A 23,481-nucleotide genomic window follows, 5' to 3' on the forward strand; every position below is an offset into this window, starting at 1 on the left:
CGTGACCGCTGTTGCCTGAAGCGGTTGAAGTCCCTGGAACGCCTTGGCCGGCGGCTTCGCCCCCGGAACCGGCCGTTGGTCCCAGCGTTCGCATTCGGACTGCTCAGTTCACTTCGAGAGCTCGTTGCGGACGATGGCCGCCCCGGCGCTCAAGGCTTCCAGCTTGGCCCGCGCCAGCGTGCGCGAGAGTGGCGCCATGCCGCAGTTGGTGCAAGGGCACAGCTTGTCGGCATCAACGAACTGCAGCGCCTTGCGCAGCGTGGCGGCCACTTCCTCCGGCGTCTCGACCGTTTCGCTCGCCACGTCGATGGCGCCGACCATGACCTGCTTGCCGCGCAGCAGTTCGATCAGCTCCATGGGCACGCGGGAGTTCTGGCATTCCAGCGACACCATGCCGATGCGGGAGGCCTGCAGCATGGGGAAAATGCGCTCGTACTGCCGCCACTCCGATCCCAGCGTCTTCTTCCAGTCCGTGTTGGCCTTGATGCCGTAGCCGTAGCAGATGTGCACGGCGGTTTCGCACTGCAGCCCTTCAATGGCGCGCTCCAGCGTAGCGATGCCCCAATCGTTGACCTCGTCGAAGAACACGTTGAAGGCCGGTTCGTCGAATTGGATGATGTCAACGCCAGCCGCCTCGAGTTCTCGGGCTTCCTGGTTGAGGATCTTGGCAAATTCCCAGGCCAGCTTCTCGCGGCTCTTGTAGTGCGCGTCGTAGAGCGTGTCGACCATCGTCATGGGGCCGGGCAGCGCCCATTTGATGGGCTGCCGGGTCTGCTGACGCAAGAACTGGGCATCCTCGACGAAGACGGGCTTCGATCGAGACACCGCGCCCACCACCGTCGGCACGCTCGCTTCGTAGCGATCACGGATCCTGACGGTCTCGCGCTTCTCGAAGTCGACGCCGTCGAGGTGCTCGATAAAGGTCGTGACAAAGTGCTGGCGCGACTGTTCGCCGTCGCTGAGGATATCGATGCCTGCGGATTGCTGCTCCTGCAGCGACAGGCGCAACGCATCACGCTGGCCATCGGCCAGTTCATCGCCTTGCAACTTCCAGGGGGACCAGAGCTTCTCGGGCTCGGCGAGCCAGGTGGGCTTGGGCAGGCTGCCGACGGTCGAGGTTGGCAAGAGTTTTTTCATCGTCTTCAACGCGTTTGTGTTTCTGATGGACGGATGAGTCAGTCAGTGCACCTGGTCAACCGCCAGTTGCTCCAACACCGCCCGGTAGGGCTTGATGAAATGCTCTTCGGCAAACTTGCCCTGCTCCACCGCCAGGCGGCTGCGCTCCTCACGGTCGTAAACGATCTGAGTGACCGAATGGTCGGGGTTTCTCAGGTTGGGCCGGTAGCAGGCGCCTGCGACGGAATTGGCGTTGTAAATCTCGGGCCGATAGATCTTCTGAAACGTCTCCATCGTGCTGATGGTGCTGATGAGCTCAAGGTTGGTGTAGTCGTTGAGCAGATCGCCGACAAAGTAGAACGCCAGGGGTGCCACGCTGTTGGGTGGCATGAAGAAGCGGACCTGCAAGCCCATCTTCTCGAAGTAGCGCTCGGTCAGGGATGACTCGTTGGCCAGGTATTCAAGGCCCAGCACGGGATGCTGGTTGCCCGCCCTGTGGTAGGTCTTGGAGTCAGAGACGCTTAGGCAGATGACCGGCGGCTTGGTGAAACTCTGCTTGTAGGCATCCGAACGGACGAAGTGCTGGAAGAGCTTGCCATGCAGGTCGCCAAAGTCGTCGGGAATGCTGAACGTCGCCTGGTTCTTGTTGTGTTGCAGCAGCAGGACACTGAAGTCGTAGTCCCGCACATAGGAGGAGAAGTTGTTTCCGACGATGCCCTCGGTGCGCTTGCCGGTCCGCTTGTCGATGATGTGGGTCTTCAGAATTTCAATCGCGGGGACCGAGTCACCCTCGTTGTTGGCACCGATCTTCATTTCAACGGAAATGATTTCGAGATCAACGGCGTAGCGATCGCCTTGAGGGTTGTCCCAGTACGCCAAGGCATTGAACCGGTTGTTGATCATCTGCAGGGCATGGCGGAGATTCTCCTGGCGCCTCTGCCCGCGGGCCAGGTTGGCGAAATTGGTGGTGATGCGGCTGGTTGCCGACGGGCGGTAGTGCTCGTCGAAGCAAATGCGCTTGATGGCGAATGCAAGCGGTGGGTTCGTGGTGGACATGGCGTGATGGCTTCCGAGGACCGGTCAATGACGGCATCCTAAGCAGCCCAATCCATGACGTAAAATGGCTTTTTCTCAGTATTCCATCGATATCATTCATGATTGAACGCTCGCACCTCGCCGTGATCCAGGCGGTGGAGCGCCACGGCACGCTGACCGCCGCTGCCGATGTGCTCTGCGTCACCCAGTCCGCGCTGAGCCATGCGATGAAGAAGCTCGAAGACAACCTGGGCACGCAGATCTGGCTGCGCGAAGGGCGGACCTTGCGGCTGTCGCAGGCCGGCGAATACCTGCTGGCGGTGGCCAACAGGATCCTGCCGCAGCTGGAGCTGGCCGAGGCGCGTGTGCGCCAGTTCGCGGCGGGCGAGCGCGGAACACTGCGGATCGGCATGGAGTGCCATCCTTGCTACCAGTGGCTGCTGAAGATCGTCTCCCCCTACCTCGCCGGCTGGCCCGACGTCGATGTGGACGTGAAGCAGAAGTTCCAGTTCGGCGGCATTGGCGCGCTGTTCGGCTACGAGATCGACCTGCTGGTGACGCCGGACCCGCTGTTCAAGCCAGGCCTGCACTTCGAGCCGGTGTTCGATTACGAGCAGGTGCTGGTGGTGAACAGCCAGCATGCCCTGGCCGACGCCGCCTATGCCCAGCCACAGCATCTAACCACCGAAACGCTGATCACCTACCCGGTGGACATCGAGCGGCTCGACATCTACACCGAGTTTCTGATGCCCGCCGGCATCTCACCGCGCCGCCACAAGTGCATCGAGACCACGGACATCATGCTGCAGATGGTCGCCAGCGGCCGTGGCGTGGCGGCCCTGCCGCGCTGGCTCGTCGAGGAATATGCCGAACGACTGGACGTCGTGCCGGTGCAGCTGGGCAAGAAGGGTGTTGCCAAGCAGATCCACCTGGGCGCCCGCGACAGCGAACTGCACATCGACTACCTGAAGGCCTTCATCGAACTGGCGCGCAACGGTATCGCCGCCGAGAACAACGCATCAACGCCGCCATCGAAGGCAAGTACGCCGCCGAAGTCTCGTGACGAGCGGGCAGTGAATCGGCGCAAAGCAGCCCCTCGTGGCTGACCGCAATCGACCCTGAGCTGTCCTACGCTCCCGCGCTCTCGGTATCCGAGAGCGGCCTTGCAGGTCAGAGCCGCTGCGAGGCAGCGGTCACGCTTGGCGTCCTCTCCACTGTCAGTCTATGCTGCACCTCTCGAGGCAGGCGCCATTCCGGCGGCAGGCTCTCCCCACAACCTCCAGGCCACACCCAGCTCCACCCATGCTCCCCTCGCACCGCAAACCCCAAGTCTGCGTACTCGGCAGCGCCGAGCCCGGTTCGCCCGCTTACGACCTCGCGGGCCAAGCCGGCGAAGCACTTGCCAAGCTCGGTATCACCCTGGTGAGCGGCTGCGGGAGCCCAGCCACCAGGGTCGCTGCGGAGCGTGCCATCCAGGCCAATGGCCTGGTGCTTAGCATCGTGCCACCGGATCAGATGCCGCCGCCCGACTGGCCGGCCACGGTCGTTGTTCCTTGCGGCATGGGAGATGCGCGCAATCTCTTGATGGCGCTTGCTGGTGACGCCTGTATCGTGATCGGCGGTCGGGCCGGCACCAAGTCCGAGGTTCACTTGGCCTGGTTGCACAAGCGCCCGCTACTTCCGCTGGTGGGTCATGGCGGCTGGTCCGATGAACTGCCTGCGAACCCGCCAGATGAGCGGGAAAACTCCAGAATCCTTCCCTGGAGTTCCGTCGCTGATCTGAAAGCCGCCCTGCAAACTTTGGGGTTGGTCCCAGGGGCGGACTGAGCCTTCCACTCGCCCATCCACTCGCCCATCCACTCGCCTTTACCCTCGCCCTTCCGTCGAAGGGCGCTCAATGCGCCGTCAGCTTCACCAGCACCTGCCGCAAGCGCTGCGCATCAATGGGCTTGGTGAGGAACTCGTTCATTCCGGCGGCCAGGGCTTCATCCCGCTCCTGGGTCAGCGCGGCCGCCGTCAACGCGATGATCGGCAATTGCTTCGCGGTAAAGCGATCCCGCAATTGCCGGGTGGCTTCATGGCCGCTCATCACCGGCATCTGCACATCCATCAGCACTGCATCAAACGGCTTGCCCATGCTGGCCGCCGCATGCGCCGCTTCCACCGCCTGGCGGCCATCACTGGCCTGCGAGACTTCGGCGCCCCACTGCTCCAGCAAGGCCACCGCAATCATCATGTTGACCGGGTTGTCTTCCACCATCAGGATGCGCCGCCCCTTCAACGCCCGCTCCTGGCTGGCCTCCCGGTTCTGAAGCCCCACCGGTGCCGGCGCCGGTGCTGCCGGTAGCGGCAGTTCCGCCCAGAAGGTGGCGCCCTGGCCGACATGGCTTTCCACCCCCACGGAGCCACCCATCAGCACCGCCAACTCCCGGCAGATCGACAGGCCCAGACCCGTGCCGCCGTAACGCCGCGTGGTGGATTCGTCAGCCTGCGTAAACGGCTGGAACAGACGCTCCTGCATGGAGGCGTCAATGCCTGGCCCCGTGTCGCTCACCTCGATGCGAATCCGCTGCTCATCCAGGCTTCGCACACGCACCCTGACGCTGCCCTGGTCGGTGAACTTCAGCGCATTGGTAAGGTAGTTGCCAAGGATCTGGCGGGTCCGCACAGGGTCGCCAAACACCCACGCGGGCACCGCTTCGTCCACCGACACACTGAAGGCCAAGCCGCGCGCCTGCGCCAGCGTCAGGTAGCCCATGCGCATGGTGGACAGCATGTCCCGCAGTGCAAATGGAACCGTCTCCAGCGTCAGTCGCCCGGCTTCGATCTTGGAAATGTCCAGGATGTCCGACATCAGCCCGGACAGACTCTCCGCGCTGTCCAGCATCTGGTCGAGGTAGTGGCTGCGGGTGTCCTGGTTCAGGTCGGACTGCTGCAACAGCCGCGCCAGCCCCACCAGGCCGTTCAGCGGTGTGCGGATCTCATGGCTGATGTTGGCCAGGAAGGCACTCTTGGCCCGGCTGGCTGCCTGCGCTTCATCCTTGGCCTGAGCCAGGGCCGCTTCCACGCGGCGACGCTCGGTCACGTCTTCCATGATCCAGATGGTGCCGCCGCGGCTCGGATGGCTGGGGTCCACCGCCCGCGCCAGGATCCGGCACAGGAAGCGGCTGCCATCGCGGCGACGCATCAGCCGCTCCACTTCCACCTGCTCCCCCGCCGCCAGGCGAGGCGCCAACTCACGGACAAAGGCTTCGCCATCCTCCGCACTCGGCCAGACCACGCTGTCCGGCTGGCCCACCAGCGTGTCGGCCGGCCAGCCGAACATGTCTTCCACCAACCGGTTGGCCTGCACAAAACAATGCTCACGGGTCAGCGCAATGCCGATGGACGCATTCTCCAGAATGGCCGCATGGACCAGCCGCGTGCGCTCCGATTCCGACACATCCCGCGAGCTCACAACAAAGTAGGACACGCCGTCCATCACAAACGGCGCGGCCGACATCAGCATCGGCACCACCTGACCGCTGCGGGTGACGAAGCTGGCGGGCATATCGCTCACCCGGCCATGCAACTCCAGCATCTCCACCAGCCGGGCGCGGTCCAGCGGGTCCTGCCAGATGCCGACCTCTTCAGTGCTGCGCCCCAGTACCTCATCGCTGGTGTAGCCGGTCAGCCGCTCGAAGGTCTTGTTGACCATCACATAGCGACCGGTGGCCGATTCCGTCAGCGTCACCACGTCAGGGCTGGTGGCAAACAGATGCGACAGCAGCGCCTCCGACCGCCGCAGGGCTTCCTGGGCGCGGGAGGCTTCTGTCTGATCGATGAAAAAGGAGAGGGTGGCCGGACCCGTGGCTGCATCCACCCGCACGCTGGTGGCCTGCACCAGACGGCGCCGTCGCGACAAGGTGCGCAGCCGGAATTCCATCATCGGCAGCATGGCCCCGACCGGCATCGTCTCGATCTTGGTGGCACGCTGACGACCGCGTTCTTCATCGCCCGGTTCGTAATGCGAGAACAGGTCCTGCCCGATCATGCTGGAACGCTGGGTGTAGCCGAACATCGCCATGGCCGCCGGGTTTGCGTCCAGCACGCGGCCCCAGCGGTGCAGCACCAGCGGGGAGGGGGAACGACGGAAGAGTTCGCGGTAGCGGGTTTCGGTGGCGAGCATGGCCTGCTCGGTCTGCACCTCATCGGTCACATCGCGGCCCACACCCCAATAGCCGCGGAAGTTGCCCTTCGCATCAAAGCGGGGTTCGCCGCTCACTGACACATAACGCAGCGTGCCGTCCTCGGCAGTGCGGCGCATCACCAGTGCCCGGAAGGGGCGATGCGATTCCAGGTCCGCCCGGTGGGCATCCATGTCCTCGTCGGACAGGCCCAGGGTGTCGATCTCCCACGGCGTGCGGGCCAGGCGTTTACCCAGCGACAGGCCGGAACTGCCCGGCTGATGTTCGGCCAGATGGGTGAAGCGGAACTGGCGGTCCATCTCCCAATACCAATCGGCCGCCATGTTGAGCAAATGGCGGAAGCGGGCATGGCGCTCATTGACCTCCAGCAGCGCTCGGCGGATGAGCTTGGAGGTGCCCAATCCCACCACCAGGCCGGTCAGCAGCAGGATGCCCTGCGTCAGCAGCCGCGTTTCCAGGCTGGCGATGGGCGGAGTCGCCAGCAGCCACCCACTGAGCTCGGCGGTGGCGAGACCGCCCAGAATGGAGACGGCGAGGCCGAAGATGGTGAACCCCGCGCCCAGGCCCACCGTGGCCGTGGCCAAGGCCACCATCAGGCCCATGACCCCCAACGACGGCGCCGCCAGCCCTTGATGGCGCGACACCGCCACCGACAAGGCCAGTGTCAGCGCCAGCGACAGCATGGTCAGCATGGCGCCCTGGACGCGCAGCGTGGGCAGCCGCCACAGCAGCAACAGCCCGGTGAAGGTGGTGAAGAAGGCGACCGAAGGCGGCAGCACGCCGGACCAGGGTTCGATCGACTGAATGCTGAAGGCCAGCAGCAGCCCGGCCATGGCCGACAGCAGCACCCCCGCGGCAATGAACAGCCGCGCGGCGCGCCATTGCAGCCCTGGGGGCAGGCGATCGCTTTGCGACAACTCCTGCCCGACCAGGCTGCTCAGATCATCCTGAGAATCCTTGCTCACACTCGAAGCCCAACGTTGTAGGTCCGGACTTGTGACGCCCGGTAACGAAGTCTCGGCGAGCGGCGGTGAAACTGGATCGGGGCAGCACCCCGAAAACCACGCTCAGATGTGCGTGGCGAGGATTTCTGCCAATTAGTTGGCGCCCGGTTTCGCGCCGGAGACGGGGCGGAGCGCCTCCCGCGTGGCCTGGGCCGCACGGCGGGCAGCGGCGGCGAAGTCTTCGCCGGAGGAGGCATACAACACGGCGCGTGATGAATTCACGATCACCGTGCCCCCTCCTTGGGCGCCGCGCCAGCCGGCGGCCACCGTGGCCTGGGCGTCGCCCCCCTGGGCGCCAACGCCGGGCACCAGCAGCGGCAGCGTGGGCGCCAACTCACGCACGCGTTCGATTTCCTGCGGGTAGGTGGCGCCGACCACCAGGCCCAACTGCCCGTTGAGGTTCCACTCGCCCTGGGCCAGGCGGGCCAGGTGTTCAAACAGGCGCGGTTGGCCCGGTTGGTCCGCCAGGCGCTGCATCTGCCAGTCGTCTCCGCCCGGGTTGGAGGTGCGGCACAGCAGGAAAGCGCCCTTGTCCGGGTAGCGCAGATAGGGTTCGATGCTGTCGCGGCCCATGAAGGGGGACAAGGTCACCGCATCGGCCTGGTAACGCTCGAAGGCTTCACGCGCATATTGCTCGGCTGTGGCGCCGATGTCGCCACGCTTGGCATCCAGGATGACCGGCACGTGCGGTGCCGTGCGCTTGATGTGGGCCATCAGCTGTTCCAGCTGGTCCTCGGCGCGATGGGCGGCGAAGTAGGCGATCTGCGGCTTGAAGGCGCTCACCAGGTCTTTGGTGGCGTCCACGATGGCGGCGCAGAAGTCGTAGATGCGGCCGGCATCGCCCTTCCAGTGCGTCGGAAACTTGGCTGGATCGGGGTCCAGCCCGACACACAGCAGCGAATCGTTCAGGCGCTCAGCCGCGCGCAGTTGTTCCAGGAAGTTCATGGGCGATATTGTGCCTCTGCGGCGGCCGATCCAGGGCTGCGGCATGCGCGGCGGTGCCGGGTCGGGGCGCTTTTCGGGGATGATGGGGGCTCATCCACCAGGGGAGGCTGCATGGAGGTGTTGAGGACGGCGCGCTTGCGCCTGCGATGGTTCGAGGAAGCGGATGCCCCGCACATGCGGGAGTTGCTGAACGAGCCGGCCTGGATCCAGAACATTTATGACTCCGAAGTCCGCACCGACGAGCAGGCCCTGGAATGGCTCAAGGCACGCTTGATGGCTCGCTATTGGACCCTCGGTTATGGCTTCTGGGCCGTGGACCGGCTGGAAGACGGCCAGTTTCTGGGCCTGTGCGGCGTGATCAAGCGCGACGGGCTGGACCATCCCGACATCGGTTATGGCTTCCTGTCCCGCCACTGGGGCCAGGGTTATGCACGCGAAGCCGCAGCAGCCACCTTCCGCTACTGCCGGGACGTGCTGGGCATGCACCAGATCCTGGGCACCACCGGCCCGGAGAATCTCGCCTCCGGCCGGGTGCTGCTCGCCATCGGCCTGGAAGACCAGGGGGTGCAGCAGACCCAGGCGCATGAGGGCCTGTCGCGGGTGTTCCTCTGGACCAACAGCCGCCCTCGCAACGACCAGGAAGACATCGCCGCCCTGCGCCAGCGTTGGCGCGCTGCGCTGACCACCGAGGACGGCCTGCCCACCTTGAGCGCCTGCGTCACACCGGAGGTGGTGGCGCGGTGGATGGCCGGCCGGGAGGACTTCTCCCCCCAGGCCTACCATGCGCTGGCGCGGCAGCATGCCGGAGAGGCCGAGGACACCGGGCTGCGCGCCGTGCCCACGCCCTTGGGATGGCGGCTGGATCTCCCGTTGGAGTGAGGTGCCAGGGGCAAGCCATGGCGAGGGCAAGAATTTGCCACCTCGCCTATGCTTGCGGCCATGGATGCTGTAGCCCGAATTTTGCTGATTGAGGATGATGAACGACTGGCCCAACTGGTGGCCGACGCGCTGCGCAAGGCCGGTTATGCGGTCGCGATCAGCGGCGATGGCGTGGCCGGGGAGGCGCTGGCCCGGCAGGAAATGTTTGACCTGGTCCTGCTGGACGGCCATCTGCCCGGCAAGGACGGTTTTGATGTGCTGCGGGATCTGCGCCGTGATTTCACCGGCCGCATCGTGATGCTGACCGCCCGCGACGACGACATCGACCAGGTGCTTGGGCTGGAGGGCGGCGCGGACGACTACATCACCAAGCCGGTGGCGCCGCGTGTGCTGTTGGCGCGCATCAAGGCCCTGCTGCGCCGCGATGTGGTCCCTGCGGCCCAGCCGGTCGGTGAAGCGCTGCATTTCGGTCCGTTGACGCTGCTGCCGCAATCCCGCGAACTGCGGCTGAACGGAGAGCCGGTCCCCCTGACCACGGCGGAATACGAGCTGCTGCACTTCCTGGCGCAACGCGCCGGCCAGGTGGTGAGTCGGGATGACATCATGCAAAACCTGCGGGGCCTGGAATTTGACGGGCTGGATCGCGCCATCGACGCGCGCATCTCGCGCCTGCGCAAGAAGATCGGTGACGACGCACATTCGCCCTCACGCATCAAGACGGTCCGCGGGCAGGGTTATCTGTTCGCCATCGATTGATGGCCGCGCTGTCACTACGGACCTCGCTGCTGAGGATTGCGCTGGGTCTGGGGCTCGCCGTGCTGGCGCTGGCCTTGCTGGTGGAGGGCCTGGTGCTGGTGGGGGCCTCCGAAGTCACCGACAACTACGTGCGCAGCTTCATGCGCGGCACGGTGGACCTGCTGGTGCGAGACCTGGCACCGCTGGATCCGTCCGCCCGGCGTGAACGTGTGAAGGCGCTGGACGCGCAGTTCGACTACCCGGTGCGGCTGATTCCGGTGGAAGTGGCCCGGCTGTCCGCGGATCAGCGGGCACGCGTGGCGCGCGGGGAGGTCATCGTCACCGGTTTCAATCGTCGCATCTACGCAGCCCTTCCCGGCGAGCCGGATCAATTGCTGCTGCTGGGGCCGCTGGATTCCCGGCGGGGCGGAGAGCTGCCCAAGGAGCTGGCGTCCCAACTGGCGGTGGCGGTGGTGCTGGCCCTGGCCGTCGCCGTGCTGGCCTGGTGGCAGCTGCGGCCCTTGTGGCGCGATCTGCGTGGCCTGCAGCGGGCCGCTGAACGCTTGAGCGCAGGTCGGCTGGACACGGAACTGCCGGTGCTGCAGAGCCGGCTGTTTGCGCCGGTGGTGGTGGCCAGCCGGGCGATGCTGGAGCGTCTGGCGACGGCCCTGGCGACTCAACGCGAAATGACGGGGGCGATCTCGCATGAACTGCGCACGCCGTTGGCGCGCTTGCGCTTCGCGATCGATGCGCTGGTGGATGAGGACGACCGATCGGCGCGCGAGCAGGCAGTACAAGCCTGTGAACGCGACATCGATGAGCTGGATGGGCTGATCGACGTCAGCCTGACGGCCGCCCGCATGGACATGGGCGCGATGCAGCCCGAGCTGATTCGCGGGGACCTGGGGGAGCTGCTGACGCAGGAGGCCCGGTCGCTGGAGCCACTGATGGACGGCAAGCTGCTGGAGCTGGATGTACGCCTGGAGGCGCCGGTGTCCTTCGATCCCCGCCTGGTGCCCTATGCGTTGCGCAACGGCCTGCGCAACGCCGCGCGGCATGCGCGCTCGCGGGTGCATCTCTCCGCCTGGGTGGAGGCTGGCCAGTTGTGGATGGCCATTGATGATGATGGCGAGGGCGTGCCGCCCGCGCTGCGCGAAGCCGCCTTCGAGCCGTTCAAGCGCCTGGAGAAGAACCCGCGCACGGGCACCCGGGGGTTTGGCCTGGGCTTGTCCATCGTGCGGCATGTGGCCCAGGCCCACGGCGGCCAGGCCCGGCTCGGGGAAGCGCCCCGGCTGGGCGGCGCGCGGCTGCTGCTGCATTGGCCGGTCGGCGGCCCTTGACAGTCGGCCGGCGCGAAGGCCTCACCGCCGGTGCCAGGTCTTTCGTCAAGCATTGCAAAGCGCGCTGGCGCACGCTGTCATCAACCGTCACAAAGCCCCTCAAGAGGCGCCACAGACAGGGAAGACCCTGACTCCCAGAATGAGCCCATGTCGAAAGCGAACTCCACCAGGTCTCCGGTGGCGCAAGACGACAGGAAACCCCGGCGTCCCAACGCGGATCACATCGATCAGCAGCAGACGCATAGCTCTGAAGGAGAGTCCAGATGAACCGCAACAACAACACTGTCGTTTCGAATGGCAAGAAGGCCGGCCTGCTGGCTACCGCTGCAGTGGCACTGACCCTGGGCTCGGGCCTGGCCATGGCGGCTGACACCCCTTATTACATCGGTGGTGACGTCGGCAAGGCCAGCCAGCGTGTCGACGGCAACGCCCAGAAGCGTTCCAGCGACAGCTACAGCATCTTTGGTGGCTACAAGCTGAATGAGAACTTCGCTGTGGAAGCGGCCTATACCGACCTCGGCAAGATCGACTTCGGCGGCGTGAGCACCAAGAACAAGGTCTACTCGCTGGACGGTATTGCCCGCGCACCGCTGGGCAACAACTTCGGCCTGTACGGCAAGGTGGGTGTCGCTTACGCGCAGCGTGACTACTCGGCCGGCCTGGGCGACGATCACAAGACCGGCCTGAAGCTGGGTGTGGGCGTGGACTACGCGCTGACGAAGAATGTCTCGCTGCGTGCCGAAGCCACCCGCTTCAACAACATGCCGGATGCCAACGGGTTCAACAAGAAGGTGGACCGCCTGGGAATGGGTCTGGCCTACCAGTTCTGATGAACCTGCAGTGATCAAGCAGTTCTGATGCTCTGACCAGGCATCAGCGCCGTCCGGACACGCTCCTGAGCGACGTTCCTCTCCCTCCCCCAATGCCGGACGGTGATGGGCGGTGCCTTCCCAGGCACCGCCCTTTTTTGATTGGAGCGCGGAAAACCGCCGCAGCGGCTTCCGTGTGGTCAGCGAATCTTCAAATACGACGTGCCAGCGTCTCGGCCTTGCCCGTGTAGGTGGCCGGGCTCATGGCCAGCAGACGCTGCTTTTCCGCTTCCGGCAGTTCCAGGCCCTGCACGAATTCGCGGATGGCTTCGGCCGTGATGGCCTTGCCGCGCGTAAGTTCCTTCAGGCGTTCATACGGGTTGGGCAGCGCGTAGCGGCGCATCACCGTCTGGATGGGCTCGGCCAGCACTTCCCAGGCGGCATCCAGGTCGGCTTCCAGCGCGGCCGGGTTCAGTTCCAGCTTGTCCAGACCCTTGCTGAGCGAGTCATAACCCAGCAGGGCATACCCCAGCGCCACGCCCATGTTGCGCAGCACGGTGGAGTCGGTCAGGTCGCGCTGCCAGCGGCTGATCGGCAGCTTCTGGCTCAGGTGCGTCAGCACCGCATTGGCCAGGCCGAAATTACCCTCGGCATTTTCGAAGTCGATCGGGTTGACCTTGTGCGGCATGGTGGACGAACCGATTTCGCCGGCCTTGGTCCGCTGCTTGAAGTAGCCCAGCGACACATAACCCCACACGTCGCGAGACCAGTCGATCAGGATGGTGTTGGCCCGGGTGACCGCGTCGAACAGCTCGGCCATGTAGTCGTGCGGCTCGATCTGGATCGTGTAGGCATTGAAGCTCAGGCCCAGTTGCTGCTCGATGACACGCTGGCTGAAGGCTTCCCAATCGGTGTCGGGATACGCCGACAGATGGGCGTTGTAGTTGCCGACGGCGCCATTCATCTTGGCCAGCAGCTTCACCTCGGCGATGACGGTGCGGGTGCGACGCAGGCGTGCCACCACGTTGGCGATTTCCTTGCCGACGGTCGTGGGGCTGGCGGTCTGGCCATGGGTGCGGCTGAGCATCGGCGCGGCCGCCATGGCCTGGGCCATTTCGGTGAGCTTGCTGATGACGCGGTCCAGCGCCGGCAGGATCACCTGCTCGCGGGCGGCCTTCAGCATCAGGCCGTGGCTGGTGTTGTTGATGTCTTCGCTGGTGCAGGCAAAGTGCACGAACTCGCCAGCGGCTTGCAGTTCGTCCTTGCCAGCGAACTGCTGCTTGATCCAGTACTCGACCGCCTTCACGTCATGGTTGGTGGTCTTTTCGATGTCCTTGATCGCCTGCGCATCGGTGTCGCTGAACTGGCTCACCAGACCGCGCAGGAAGCTGCGCGAGGCGTCGGACAGCGGCTTGAACTCGGCCAGGCCCGCATCGGACAAAGCGATGAACCACTCGATTTCCACCTGCACCCGGCGGTGCATCAGCCCGAATTCGGACAGCAGCGGGCGGAGCGACCCCATGCGCGAGGCGTAGCGGCCATCCAGGGGCGACAAGGCGGTAAGGGCGGAGAGATTCATGGCAGTTGGGCTCGGGGCCGCGGCTGGGGCAAACCCGTAGATTCTACAGAGGCGGCTCGCGGCCTTGTCCTGTGGTTTCTGGCACGTTCCTGGTGCGCCCGCGCGGGCCGGGGGCGAGTGAGCCGCGACAATAGCCTCGCAGTCCAGACAATCTTGCATGAGGGATGGGATGAGGTTGAACCCGAGGTCCGGCGCTGCGCCGGCAGTGAACGTGAAGACATCCGAACCGAGCGGCCCCCACACCAAGCTGCGGGGCATGCCGCTCTGGATGCGCGGCGCCCAGGGCTGCGTGGTGGTCCTGGCCACCGCTGCCTTGCTGACGGCCTGCCAGAAGCCCGCCGACTCCGCCGCCGCCAGCCCGGCGCCCGCCGTGGCCGCCTCCGCCAGCCCGACGGCCAGCGCGACGCTGCTCAGCCAGTCGGACCAGCTGCTGGCCCGTTACCGGCAGATGATCGTGCTGATGGATGGCGAGGCCAGTCTCAAGGCGTCGGAACGGGAGGCCGTCCATGCGGTGGGCCTGCTGCTGTTCCATGACATGCAGGACAGCCTTCAGGCGCTTGTGGCCACCGCGACCGCTCAAGGCCAGGACCCGGCGGGCCTGGCGGCGCTGGGCCAATTGCTCGACCGTATCGAGACGGAACCCACCTGGTTCGATGCCGACCGGCTGGCATTCAAGGAATTCCTGACCCAGTTGGAACAGGGTTTTTCCACATCCCAAAGCATCACTGGCCTGAAACTTGCCAAGCGCGCCCATGAAGATCTGGCGGTGCTGGCCGAGGTGGAGCAGGCCTACGAACAGGAGCTGCGCGACACCTTCGGCCGCTTTGCCCAGCGTGGGATCACGCTCAAGCGGGAGAAGTGGACCGACTATGTGACCAAGCTCAAGACGGTCTACACCCGTGACGGCATCCTGAAGGACTACGCCACCATCCTGCCGGCGCTGCAGGCGCGTCCGTCGGATTCACCCGCCAGTGGCAGCGCGTTCACGGAGGCGGCTGCTGCCAGCGCTGCGGGCACCGGTGGCGCCACCCGGGGGGCGACCAAGGAAGAGCGCGAGCTGTTTGGCCGGCAACTGCCGCCCAAGACGGTGCTGTTGACCTTCGATGACGGCCCCCATCCGCGCTACACCGACGAAATCCTGGAGATCCTCAAGCGCTACCAGGCCCCGGCCGTGTTCTTCGAACTGGGCCGCAACCTCGGCACGGTGGACGCCAAGGGCCAGATCAAGCCCGGTCCCGGTGTGCAGGTCGCAAAGCGCGTGCTGGCGGCCGGGCATCCGATTGCCAATCACAGCTTCACCCATGGTGTGATGTCCAAGTTCCAGCTGGAGCAGGTCAAGCAGGAGGCCAGCCAGACGGAAGCCCTGCTGGATGCAGCCGGGCGCGCCGGTCAGCCCTTGTTTCGATTTCCCTATGGCGCGCGCAATGACACCGCGCTGGGTGTGATCGAGGGGCTGAAGCTCCGGTCGATGATGTGGAACGTGGACTCGCTGGACTGGTCCGACCCCATCCCCAAATCCATTGCGGCGCGGGTGATGAACGAGCTGTCCAAGCAGCAGCGCGGCATTGTGCTGTTCCACGACATCCATGCCCGCACCGTTGAGGCCTTGCCGCTGGTGCTGGATCAGCTCAAGGCCGAGGGCTATCGCTTTGCCACATGGAAAGATGGCCGCATCGAACCGCTGGCGGCCACCACCGAACCTCAGGCGCCGGATCTGACCGGGGCCAATCTTTATCGCGACAGTTATGCCCTGGTGATCGGCATCGACCAATACCAGCGCTGGCCGCGCCTGCAGCACGCGGTGCGCGATGCCCAGGCGTTGCGCGACACGCTGCAGACGCAGTTCGGCTTTCGTGCGGACAACATCACCACCCTCACGGACGGCGATGCCACGCGGGCCAACATCCTGCGCGCCCTCAACGGACTGGCCCGTGACAAGGCCGGCCAGCCGCGCTTGAAGCGGGACGACCGGGTGTTTGTTTTCTTTGCCGGCCACGGCAGCACACGCCGCCTGCCGAGCGGCCGCGATGTGGGCTACATCATTCCGGTGGATGCCGGCACGGATGACCTCCAGACCGATGCGATCGCCATGCCGCAGCTGCAGGAGCTGAGCGAAGCGCTGCCCGCCAAGCATGCATTCTTTGTGATTGATGCCTGCTATTCTGGCCTGGGCCTGACGCGGGGCGGGGCCCCCGCGAGCAACAACTTCGTGCGGGACAACGCCCGTCGGCTGGGCCGCCAGATGATGACGGCCGGCGGGGCGGATCAGCAGGTGGCAGACGACGGCCCGGGCGGGCATTCGGTCTTCACCTGGACCTTGCTGCAGGCCTTGTCCGGCAAGGCGGATCTCAATGGAGATGGGCTGATCACGGCCACCGAACTGGCCGCTTATGTGGCGCCGGCGGTGTCGGCCATTGCGCATCAGACACCGGCCTTCGGCAGCCTGCCGGGCTCTGAAGGCGGTGAGTTCATCTTCGAACTGGCCTCTGCGCCGGAGCAGGCCCTGAGCACCACCAGCGCACAGCTGGATGTGCAGGCCAGTGCGCTGGCCAAGCGTGCGGATGAAGCCCGCAATGCGCAGTTGCAGCCCTTGGCCGCGGCCAGCGCGGTGGCGGGAGGAACGGGCACGACGTCCGGTCCCACCGGACCCGCCGGACCGATGGCGACCGCCAGTGCGGCCGCGGTGCAGGTGACGGTGAAGGGCCTGGACGGCAAGGACACGGCGATTGCGACCAGCGCCACTGCTGCGCCGATGAGCGCGCGTGTGGCGGCGCAACGTGCCAACGACCGTGGCCTGCAGCTCTACAAGGAGCGCCGATACGAAGAGGCGGAAGCGGCCTTCACCGAGGCGCTGAAGCTGCAGCCGAAATTCGCGCTGGCGGCCAACAACCTTGGGTTCATCTACTTCAAGCGCAATAAGCCGGTGGAAGCGGCACGTTGGTATCGCAAGGCCATCGAGATGGATGGCAGCCGTGCGCTGGCGCATCTGAACCTGGGGGATGCCTTGCTGCTGGCGGGAGAGGACAAGGACGCGCAAGCGGCCTATGCCAGCTTCATCGAGTTGTCGCCCACGCATCCTCGGGTGGCGGAGCTCAAGGCCTGGCTGGCTCAGCCCGATGCCGCCCATCGGCCGCAGCCGCCGCGCTGAGGGACCGGGATGAAGCCCGCAGACCTGTGAAGTCCGGATGAAACGCCGTCGCTTCGTGCGACGGCGCCAGGGTTGTCCCGGATGTGAGGGACGTCTGCCTGCTGCTTAATCCGCTCTTCCCTGTTTCAAACGCTGGTTTTCACGTCCGTTCCATGGCCTCCCTGGCTTCCGATGGCGTCGCACCGCGCCTGACACGAGTGCATCAGATCGAGCCCCTCGCCTGGGCCCCCTTGCTTGCCGCCAGTGAGGCGGAAGGCTGGCGCATGCTCAGCCGGTTGATGGACGAATGGCGCAGCGGTGCCAATCGCTACGACCAGCCCGGCGAGTCGCTATGGGCCTGGCTGGACGCACGAGGTTTTGTCATCGCCGTCGGCGGCCTGAATGTGGAACCCGCCCCGGGCCGGCCAGGCACCGGCCGCATGCGCCGCTTTTATGTGCATCCGGGCTGGCGCGGCCATGGTCTGGCACGGCGGCTGGTGGCCGCGGTGCTGGCCAGTGCCCAGGGACATTTCAGCCGTCTGCATGTGAATTGCGAAAGTTCGCAGTCGGCAGCGTTCTGGTCCCGCTGCGGATTTACCGCCATTGCTGCTGATTCGGCATCGATGAGCCGACCGTCGCTCTACACCCACGTTCGGCTGCTGCCGCAGTTGCAGCCGCAGATGCGCTGAAGTCCGGCAGATCACCGGGGCCGGCGTCGCCTGCGCCCCGGCCCGTTGTTCAAGGCCCGTGTCTCACCGCCAGCCGGACCGGTCCGTCTGTCCAGGTGCATGGGCTCAGGGCCAGTGTTTCGCAAACACCGCCGCCACCTCCGGCAGGGCCTCGATGCGCTTGAGCAATGCGAAGAACGCGGGCCGGTGCTGCTCCAGATGGGGCCGCGTGCCGGACCACTTCGACACGATCACCGCCATGGCGTCCAGGGCCCCTGGGCGTTCGCCGCTGAGCCAGGGCCTCCCTGGGAACTGGTCGGCGAACATCTCCCAGTGCAAATGCAGCCGTTGCATCGCCCCCTGCTTGATGGCCTCACGGGCTGCCGGCGCCTCGCTGGTGGTGAAGCGTTCCGGGAAATCGATGATGGTGATCTGGCTGTAGCAGTTGGCAGCGATGAACACCAGCCCGCGCAGGATTTGATCCCGCTGGTCGTCGTCCTGGCTCAGCAGTCCGGACGCCGGGAACCGCAGCCCCAGATGCATCAGGATGGCCGCGCTTTCAGTGAGCACCTGGCCGGACGGCGTCTGCAGCGTGGGAATCTGCATCAGCGGATTCACCTGCTTTAATTGTTCGCGCGCTGACTCCGGTTCCCAGGACGAGGCATGCACCAGCCGGCAGTGCTGGCCGCACCATGCCATCGCGATCTCGACGATGGCCGACCCTGATCCTTTCGTGCCATAGAGCACATATGCCGGCGCAGAAGCGCCTGGGGCCGGGGCGGAGGCAGAGGGCGGGGGGCTTGCAGCGGGCGTGTTCATGCGCCGAGTTTAGGCAGCTCCCGCGGCTGGCGCAGGAGTGTGCGTCCCCCCGGATGGAGCGACAAGCCACCTAAATGGGTGAATGACAGACGTTGTTTCAAGGCCTCAGTCCCGAGGGGCGACTCGCTAGAATCGGTCCAGGCATCCCGAGGTTGTTGGTCCGGATACGAATGAAACTCATCGGTTCACTCACCAGTCCCTATGTCCGCAAGGTCCGCATCGTCATGGCGGAAAAGAAGCTCGACTATCAATTCGAGCTGGAGGATGTCTGGGGCAGCGACAACATCCTCAAGATCAACCCGCTGGGCAAGGTGCCCTGTCTGGTCATGGAAGGTCAGGACTCGATCACCGGCGCGGTGTTCGACTCGCGTGTGATCGTGGAATATGTGGACACGCTGTCCCCCGTGGGCAAGCTGATTCCCGAGCGTGGGCGCGAGCGCTGCGAGGTGCGCACGTGGGAAGCGCTGGCGGACGGCCTGCTGGACGCCTGTCTGGCTGCCCGCATGGAAGAAACCTGGAGCGGCCGTACCGATGCCGAGCGCAGCGCTGCCTGGGTGCAGCGGCAAATGTCCAAGGTGTATGCGTCGTTGCAGGCCATGGCGCACGGCTTGGGCGAAAAGAACTGGTGCTCCGGCAACCATTTCACCCTGGCGGACATTTCGCTGGGCTGTGCCCTCGGTTACCTGGATTTCCGCTTTCCCGCCATCGACTGGCGGTCCAGCCATCCCAACCTGGCGCGCCACTTCGACAAGCTGATGACCCGCAGCAGCTTCCAGGACTCGACGCCGCCAGCAGCGGCCTGAGTCGCTGCTGTCCGGTGCGCCCATGGCGCCAATCGCGCTCATGGCGCTCATTCCGCTCATCGCGCCTTGAGTGCGGTGAGCACCGTGAGCACCGTGAGTGCCTTGCGCCCTTCCTCAGCACGCCCCGTTCGAGCACTCTGGTCGCGCCGCGCACAATCGCGCACCCCTCGTACGCTGCCTCTTTTCGCACCCATCCGAACCCATCCACCCCCCCCCCGTTCGCCCCGTGCGCCCCGTGCGCCGCTCCCGGCGCTTGGCGCCCGGCACACCGAGCGGCAGTGGCCCTGGTGTCGACCATGACCAGTGGCAGCAGCCAAGAGCTTGATGCATTCTGGGTTCACAATCAACGCATTGCGCCCACTCACCAGGCGCCTGACCTTCCAGGGAGGATTGAATGGGATTGAAAGCCGTGTTTTCACCGGTGGGCCGCTTCTTTCGCGGCGTCTGGTGGTTGGTGGACGGGACGCGCCGAGTGGTGCTCAACCTGTTGTTTCTGATTCTGATCATTGCGCTGCTGTGGTCCATCTTCTCTCGCGGCAAGGGTTTGCAGTCCCAGACCACGCTGGTGCTGGACATCCAGGGCGATGTGGTGGAGCAGTTCTCCGGCTCGGCGCGCGACCAGGCCATGGCCCAGCTCAAGGGTGAGAGCCGCTCGCAGACCCGTTTGCGTGACCTGCTTGCGGTGCTGGATGCCGCCGCCAAGGACGACAAGATCGTGCAGGTCTTTCTGGACCTGGACCACATGGGCAGCGCCTCGCCGGCCACCTTGCATGAATTGCAGGCGGCGCTGACCCGCTTCAAGGAAAGCAAGAAGCCGGTGGTGGCTTTTGCCAACAACTACGACCAGCGCAGCTACTACCTCGCGGCTCAGGCCAACGAGGTGTATGTGCACCCGATGGGTAACGTGCAGATCGAGGGGTATGGGCGCTACCGCAACTACTACAAGGACGCGCTGGACCGCCTGGGGATCTCCGCCAATGTGATGCGGGTCGGCACGTACAAGAATTTCGCCGAACCTTATTTCGCCAACGCACCGTCGCAAGCCTCCATCGAGGCGGAGAGCTATCTCTACGATGAACTGTGGGCGCGTTACCAGCTGGAGGTCGAAAAGGCCCGCAAGCTGGAAAAGGGATCGATTGCCAAAGCCATCGAGGAACTGCCGCAGCGCCTGGCGGCCGTGGGCGGTGACAGCGGCAAGCTGGCGCTGCAGGAAAAGCTGGTGGATGGTCTGAAGACCCGTGACCAGGTGGACCTGTTGCTGGAACAGCGCGGGGCCAAGGACGACAAGCAACTGCGCGCCATTCCGATGGGGGCTTATGTGGCCCAGTTGACGCCGAAGCTGCCAAAACCGGAAGGCCAGGTCGGCATCATCGTGGCCGAGGGCGAGATCGTGGATGGTCAGGCCTCCCCCGGCCGGATTGGTGGGGAGTCCACCTCGGCGCTGATTCGTCAGGCGCGTCAGGACGACAAGATCAAGGCTGTGGTGCTGCGTGTGAACTCGCCGGGTGGCAGCGCATTTGCGTCGGAACTGGTGCGCCGCGAGCTGGAGCTGACACGCGCGGTCGGCAAGCCGGTGGTGGTGTCGATGGGCGGTGTGGCCGCTTCGGGCGGCTACTGGATCTCCATGTCGTCGGACGAAGTGATTGCGGACCCGTCCACCATCACCGGTTCGATCGGTGTGGTGAGTATGCTGCCCACTGGCGAGAAGCTGATGGACAAGCTGTCCATCCACACCGGGGGCTACACCACGACCTGGTTGGCCAACGGCTATGACCCGCGTCGCCCGCTGGATCCCCGCATGGCGGCGGTGGTGCAGTCGTCCATCGAGCACACCTATGCGGAATTCACCGGCCGTGCGGCCACTGCTCGCAAGAAGACGGCGGCGCAGATTGATGCGGTGGGTCAAGGCCGGGTGTGGACGGGTTCGCAGGCCCTGGAGCGAGGGCTGGTGGACAAGATGGGTCTGCTGGGTGATGCGATCGCCAGTGCGGCCAAGCGTGCCAACCTGGGCGATGACCCGACGGTGACGTATGTGGAAACGGAACGTGGCCGTCTGGAGCGTCTGATTTCCGGGCTGACCGATGCGGCCATGCCGTCGGTGCGGAGCGAGGTGCTGAAGGCGCTGGGCGGTATCCCGCAACTGCCGGCGCCGCTGCAGGAGGCGCAGACCGACATGACCTGGCTGGCTGAACAAGCCCAGCCCAGCACCAAGGCCGGTGCCACCCGCGCACCGGTGAAGGCGATCGCTCATTGCTTGTGTGGGGGGTTTTAGGGGCCCCCGGTTTCCTGCGCCTAAGGCGCAGGAAACACGCCCCCCGAGGGGGCTAGGGGCCGCCTTGGGGCGGCCCGGCGCCGGCCCCCCGCGCTGACGGATAGCCCCGCTGGGACGGCGCTGCGCGCGTCCGGCGCGACTGAGTGCCACCAGGAGCGGTGAAGAGGGGCTGGGGATCAGGTGTGGTCGCCTTGGGACGGCCCGGCGGCGGCCCCCTCGCTGACGGATAGCCCCGCTGGGACGGCGCTGTGCGCGTCCGGCGCGACTGAGTGCCACCAGGAGCGGTGAAGGGGCGGTGGGGGTATACTGGTTTTGCGCCGATTTGTCCGGCTTGCGGGCGCACAAAAAATACAGCTAAAGGGGGACATCCGAACTGCGTCTAGCCCGGTGTTCCGCTTCAAGCAGCGGCGCCGGGTTTTTTCGTTGGACGAGGTGTTTTATGGGTTCAGTCGGTGACGTCACACCGCAGCGACTCCTGTTTGACCAGCCCCTGCCCCTGCGCAGTGGCGCCAGCATCGCTGACTACGAGCTGATGGTCGAAACCTATGGCAAGCTCAACCAGGACCGGTCCAACGCCGTGCTGGTGTGCCACGCGCTGAATGCCAGCCACCATGTCGCGGGCACCTACGCCGGCATGGACAAGAGCGAAGGCTGGTGGGACAACCTCGTCGGGCCCGGCAAACCGCTGGATACCGACAAGTTTTTTGTCATCGGCATCAATAACCTCGGCTCCTGCTTCGGGTCCACCGGCCCGATGCACCTGAATCCCGCCACGGGTCGCGTCTACGGCGCCGATTTCCCGGTCGTCACCGTGCATGACTGGGTCGATGCCCAGGCCCGCGTGCTGGACCGCTTCGGCATCCAGCAGCTCGCGGCCGTGCTCGGCGGCTCCCTGGGCGGCATGCAGGCGCTGGACTGGTCGCTGCGGTATCCCCAACGCATGCGCCACTGCATCGCCGTGGCCACCGCCCCCAGCCTTTCCGCCCAGAACATCGCCTTCAACGAAGTGGCCCGCCGCGCCATCATCACCGACCCGGAATTCCACGACGGCTTCTTCTACGAGCACAGCGTGGTGCCCCGTCGCGGCCTGCGGGTGGCCCGGATGATCGGCCACATCACCTACCTCAGCGACGATGTGATGGAGCAGAAATTCGGCCGCCAGATGCGCGCCGCCGAGTTGGGCTACTCCACCCACGACATCGAATTCCAGATCGAAAGCTACCTGCGCTACCAGGGCGATAAGTTCAGCGAGTATTTCGATGCCAATACCTATCTGCTGATCACCCGCGCACTGGATTACTTCGATCCCGCCCGTGCCCACGGGGGCGACCTGAGCCGCACCTTCGCCAGCGCCTTGTGCAACTATCTGGTGGTGAGCTTCACCACCGACTGGCGCTTCTCACCCGCGCGCTCGCGCGAGATCGTCAAGGCGCTGCTGGACAACCGCCGCGACGTCTCCTACGCCGAGATCGACGCGCCGCACGGCCACGATGCGTTCCTGCTGGATGACCCGCGCTATCACGGCGTGCTGAAAGCCTATTTCGACCGTATTGCCAACGAGCTCCAGGGAGGCCGGGCATGAGCGACCGCGCTGTGATGCAGATGATCGCGGACCTGGTGCCGGCCGGCTCTCGTGTGCTGGACCTGGGCTGCGGCACCGGCGAGCTGCTGGCCCATCTGCAGTCCACCAAGGGCTGTACCGGTTATGGGGTGGAGCTGAACGACAGCAATGTGCTGGCCTGCGCCCAGCGTGGCGTCAATGTGATCCAGCTCAACCTGGAAGAAGGCCTGGCCATCTTCGAGGACCAGAGCTTCGATGTGGTGCTGCAGCTGGAAACCCTCCAGAACCTGCGCAATACCGAGGCCATGCTGCGGGAGACCGCTCGGGTGGGCCGCATCGGCATCGTCAGCTTCCCCAACTTTGCCCATTGGCCCAACCGGCTGCAGGTGCTCACCGGGCGCATGCCAGTGACGCGCGTCCTGCCTTACCAGTGGTACGACACGCCCAACATCCGCGTGGGCACCTATGCCGACTTCGAAGTGCTGGCACGCAAGTGCGGGCTGCGGGTGCTGGACAGCTTCGGCGTGCAGTCCGGCCGTGCGGTCCGCACGCTGCCGAACCTGCGGGCCAGCATGGCCGTGTTCAAGTTCGATCGGCAGTGA

The 23,481-nt window shown here is 65.4% G+C and carries 18 protein-coding genes and 1 riboswitch; of the genes, 12 read left to right on the plus strand and 6 right to left on the minus strand.

Annotated elements, in window-relative coordinates; genetic code table 11:
• Positions 1-108 precede the first annotated feature (108 nt).
• Positions 109-1,137 carry a methionine synthase gene (locus tag OU995_RS06615; protein WP_267834748.1) on the minus strand — a complete coding sequence of 343 codons (1,029 nt, stop codon included), beginning with the start codon at positions 1,135-1,137 and terminating at the stop codon, positions 109-111.
• Between the two features lie 42 nt (positions 1,138-1,179).
• Complete coding sequence (locus tag OU995_RS06620; protein ID WP_267834749.1) at positions 1,180-2,172, minus strand: DUF1852 domain-containing protein; 993 nt, start codon at positions 2,170-2,172, stop codon at positions 1,180-1,182.
• A gap of 98 nt (positions 2,173-2,270) precedes the next feature.
• Between OU995_RS06620 and OU995_RS06625 the strand changes: the two genes are divergently transcribed.
• Positions 2,271-3,257: a LysR family transcriptional regulator gene (locus tag OU995_RS06625; protein WP_267834750.1), complete on the plus strand. Its 987-nt coding sequence runs from the start codon at positions 2,271-2,273 to the stop codon at positions 3,255-3,257.
• A gap of 196 nt (positions 3,258-3,453) precedes the next feature.
• Positions 3,454-3,978 (plus strand): Rossmann fold nucleotide-binding protein, encoded by a 525-nt coding sequence (locus OU995_RS06630; protein WP_267834751.1) that lies wholly within the window; start codon positions 3,454-3,456, stop codon positions 3,976-3,978.
• A 67-nt stretch (positions 3,979-4,045) separates the two neighbouring features.
• Here the strand turns inward: OU995_RS06630 and OU995_RS06635 are convergent, their stop codons facing one another.
• Both OU995_RS06635 and pyrF read right to left on the minus strand, forming a co-directional pair.
• Positions 4,046-7,303: a PAS domain S-box protein gene (locus OU995_RS06635; RefSeq protein WP_267834752.1), complete on the minus strand. Its 3,258-nt coding sequence runs from the start codon at positions 7,301-7,303 to the stop codon at positions 4,046-4,048.
• A 132-nt stretch (positions 7,304-7,435) separates the two neighbouring features.
• On the minus strand, positions 7,436-8,287 hold the full coding sequence (gene pyrF, locus OU995_RS06640) for an orotidine-5'-phosphate decarboxylase (protein WP_267834753.1): 852 nt from the start codon (positions 8,285-8,287) through the stop codon (positions 7,436-7,438).
• A gap of 111 nt (positions 8,288-8,398) precedes the next feature.
• On the opposite strand from pyrF, the gene OU995_RS06645 reads away from it, so the two are divergent.
• The 4 genes from OU995_RS06645 (at position 8,399) to OU995_RS06660 (ending at position 12,071) form a co-directional block, all read left to right on the plus strand.
• On the plus strand, positions 8,399-9,166 hold the full coding sequence (locus OU995_RS06645) for a GNAT family N-acetyltransferase (protein ID WP_267834754.1): 768 nt from the start codon (positions 8,399-8,401) through the stop codon (positions 9,164-9,166).
• Between the two features lie 60 nt (positions 9,167-9,226).
• Entirely contained in the window at positions 9,227-9,922 is a 696-nt protein-coding gene (locus tag OU995_RS06650) for a response regulator transcription factor (RefSeq protein ID WP_267834755.1), read from the plus strand.
• On the plus strand, positions 9,922-11,241 hold the full coding sequence (locus OU995_RS06655; RefSeq protein WP_267834756.1) for an ATP-binding protein: 1,320 nt from the start codon (positions 9,922-9,924) through the stop codon (positions 11,239-11,241). The genes OU995_RS06650 and OU995_RS06655 overlap by 1 nt, the downstream gene beginning before the upstream one ends.
• 263 nt (positions 11,242-11,504) lie before the next feature.
• Positions 11,505-12,071 (plus strand): outer membrane beta-barrel protein, encoded by a 567-nt coding sequence (locus OU995_RS06660; RefSeq protein ID WP_267834757.1) that lies wholly within the window; start codon positions 11,505-11,507, stop codon positions 12,069-12,071.
• Between the two features lie 190 nt (positions 12,072-12,261).
• Here OU995_RS06660 and purB read toward each other — a convergent pair whose 3' ends face one another.
• Positions 12,262-13,629, minus strand: coding sequence for an adenylosuccinate lyase (gene purB, locus OU995_RS06665; protein ID WP_267834758.1), 1,368 nt, complete (start codon positions 13,627-13,629; stop codon positions 12,262-12,264).
• A 211-nt stretch (positions 13,630-13,840) separates the two neighbouring features.
• Here purB and OU995_RS06670 point away from each other — a divergent pair, with 211 nt between their 5' ends.
• Together OU995_RS06670 and OU995_RS06675 are read left to right on the plus strand one after the other, a co-directional pair.
• Positions 13,841-16,777, plus strand: coding sequence for a polysaccharide deacetylase family protein (locus OU995_RS06670; protein ID WP_267834759.1), 2,937 nt, complete (start codon positions 13,841-13,843; stop codon positions 16,775-16,777).
• Positions 16,778-16,929: 152 nt separating this feature from the next.
• Positions 16,930-17,445, plus strand: a complete 516-nt coding sequence (locus OU995_RS06675; RefSeq protein ID WP_267834760.1) for a GNAT family N-acetyltransferase — start codon at positions 16,930-16,932, stop codon at positions 17,443-17,445.
• A gap of 105 nt (positions 17,446-17,550) precedes the next feature.
• Here OU995_RS06675 and OU995_RS06680 read toward each other — a convergent pair whose 3' ends face one another.
• Positions 17,551-18,171, minus strand: a complete 621-nt coding sequence (locus OU995_RS06680; protein WP_267836195.1) for a glutathione S-transferase family protein — start codon at positions 18,169-18,171, stop codon at positions 17,551-17,553.
• 242 nt (positions 18,172-18,413) lie between these two features.
• Between OU995_RS06680 and OU995_RS06685 the strand changes: the two genes are divergently transcribed.
• The 4 genes from OU995_RS06685 to metW all read left to right on the plus strand — a co-directional run bounded on the left by OU995_RS06685 (position 18,414) and on the right by metW (position 23,481).
• The gene (locus OU995_RS06685; RefSeq protein WP_267834761.1) at positions 18,414-19,046 is read left to right on the plus strand and encodes a glutathione S-transferase family protein; all 633 of its coding nucleotides are present in this window, start codon (positions 18,414-18,416) and stop codon (positions 19,044-19,046) included.
• A 394-nt stretch (positions 19,047-19,440) separates the two neighbouring features.
• On the plus strand, positions 19,441-21,318 hold the full coding sequence (gene sppA, locus OU995_RS06690; RefSeq protein ID WP_267834762.1) for a signal peptide peptidase SppA: 1,878 nt from the start codon (positions 19,441-19,443) through the stop codon (positions 21,316-21,318).
• Positions 21,319-21,622: 304 nt separating this feature from the next.
• Positions 21,623-21,692, plus strand: a riboswitch (SAM riboswitch).
• Positions 21,693-21,757: 65 nt separating this feature from the next.
• Positions 21,758-22,900 carry a homoserine O-succinyltransferase MetX gene (gene metX, locus OU995_RS06695; RefSeq protein ID WP_267834763.1) on the plus strand — a complete coding sequence of 381 codons (1,143 nt, stop codon included), beginning with the start codon at positions 21,758-21,760 and terminating at the stop codon, positions 22,898-22,900.
• Positions 22,897-23,481 (plus strand): methionine biosynthesis protein MetW, encoded by a 585-nt coding sequence (metW, locus tag OU995_RS06700; protein ID WP_267834764.1) that lies wholly within the window; start codon positions 22,897-22,899, stop codon positions 23,479-23,481. Before metX ends, metW begins: the two co-directional genes overlap by 4 nt.

It is taken from the genome of Roseateles sp. SL47, assembly GCF_026625885.1.
Lineage (GTDB): Bacteria > Pseudomonadota > Gammaproteobacteria > Burkholderiales > Burkholderiaceae_C > Roseateles.

Excerpts from the sequence above, each read along its gene's own strand:
- pyrF (WP_267834753.1), bottom strand. The coding sequence starts at position 8,287 with ATGAACTTCCTGGAACAACTGCGCGCGGCTGAGCGCCTGAACGATTCG.
- OU995_RS06630 (WP_267834751.1), top strand. The coding sequence starts at position 3,454 with ATGCTCCCCTCGCACCGCAAACCCCAAGTCTGCGTACTCGGCAGCGCC.
- OU995_RS06625 (WP_267834750.1), top strand. The coding sequence starts at position 2,271 with ATGATTGAACGCTCGCACCTCGCCGTGATCCAGGCGGTGGAGCGCCAC.
- sppA (WP_267834762.1), top strand. The coding sequence starts at position 19,441 with ATGGGATTGAAAGCCGTGTTTTCACCGGTGGGCCGCTTCTTTCGCGGC.
- metX (WP_267834763.1), top strand. The coding sequence starts at position 21,758 with ATGGGTTCAGTCGGTGACGTCACACCGCAGCGACTCCTGTTTGACCAG.
- purB (WP_267834758.1), bottom strand. The coding sequence starts at position 13,629 with ATGAATCTCTCCGCCCTTACCGCCTTGTCGCCCCTGGATGGCCGCTAC.
- OU995_RS06645 (WP_267834754.1), top strand. The coding sequence starts at position 8,399 with ATGGAGGTGTTGAGGACGGCGCGCTTGCGCCTGCGATGGTTCGAGGAA.
- OU995_RS06685 (WP_267834761.1), top strand. The coding sequence starts at position 18,414 with ATGAAACTCATCGGTTCACTCACCAGTCCCTATGTCCGCAAGGTCCGC.
- metW (WP_267834764.1), top strand. The coding sequence starts at position 22,897 with ATGAGCGACCGCGCTGTGATGCAGATGATCGCGGACCTGGTGCCGGCC.
- OU995_RS06660 (WP_267834757.1), top strand. The coding sequence starts at position 11,505 with ATGAACCGCAACAACAACACTGTCGTTTCGAATGGCAAGAAGGCCGGC.
- OU995_RS06675 (WP_267834760.1), top strand. The coding sequence starts at position 16,930 with ATGGCCTCCCTGGCTTCCGATGGCGTCGCACCGCGCCTGACACGAGTG.
- OU995_RS06615 (WP_267834748.1), bottom strand. The coding sequence starts at position 1,137 with ATGAAAAAACTCTTGCCAACCTCGACCGTCGGCAGCCTGCCCAAGCCC.
- OU995_RS06620 (WP_267834749.1), bottom strand. The coding sequence starts at position 2,172 with ATGTCCACCACGAACCCACCGCTTGCATTCGCCATCAAGCGCATTTGC.
- OU995_RS06655 (WP_267834756.1), top strand. The coding sequence starts at position 9,922 with ATGGCCGCGCTGTCACTACGGACCTCGCTGCTGAGGATTGCGCTGGGT.
- OU995_RS06650 (WP_267834755.1), top strand. The coding sequence starts at position 9,227 with ATGGATGCTGTAGCCCGAATTTTGCTGATTGAGGATGATGAACGACTG.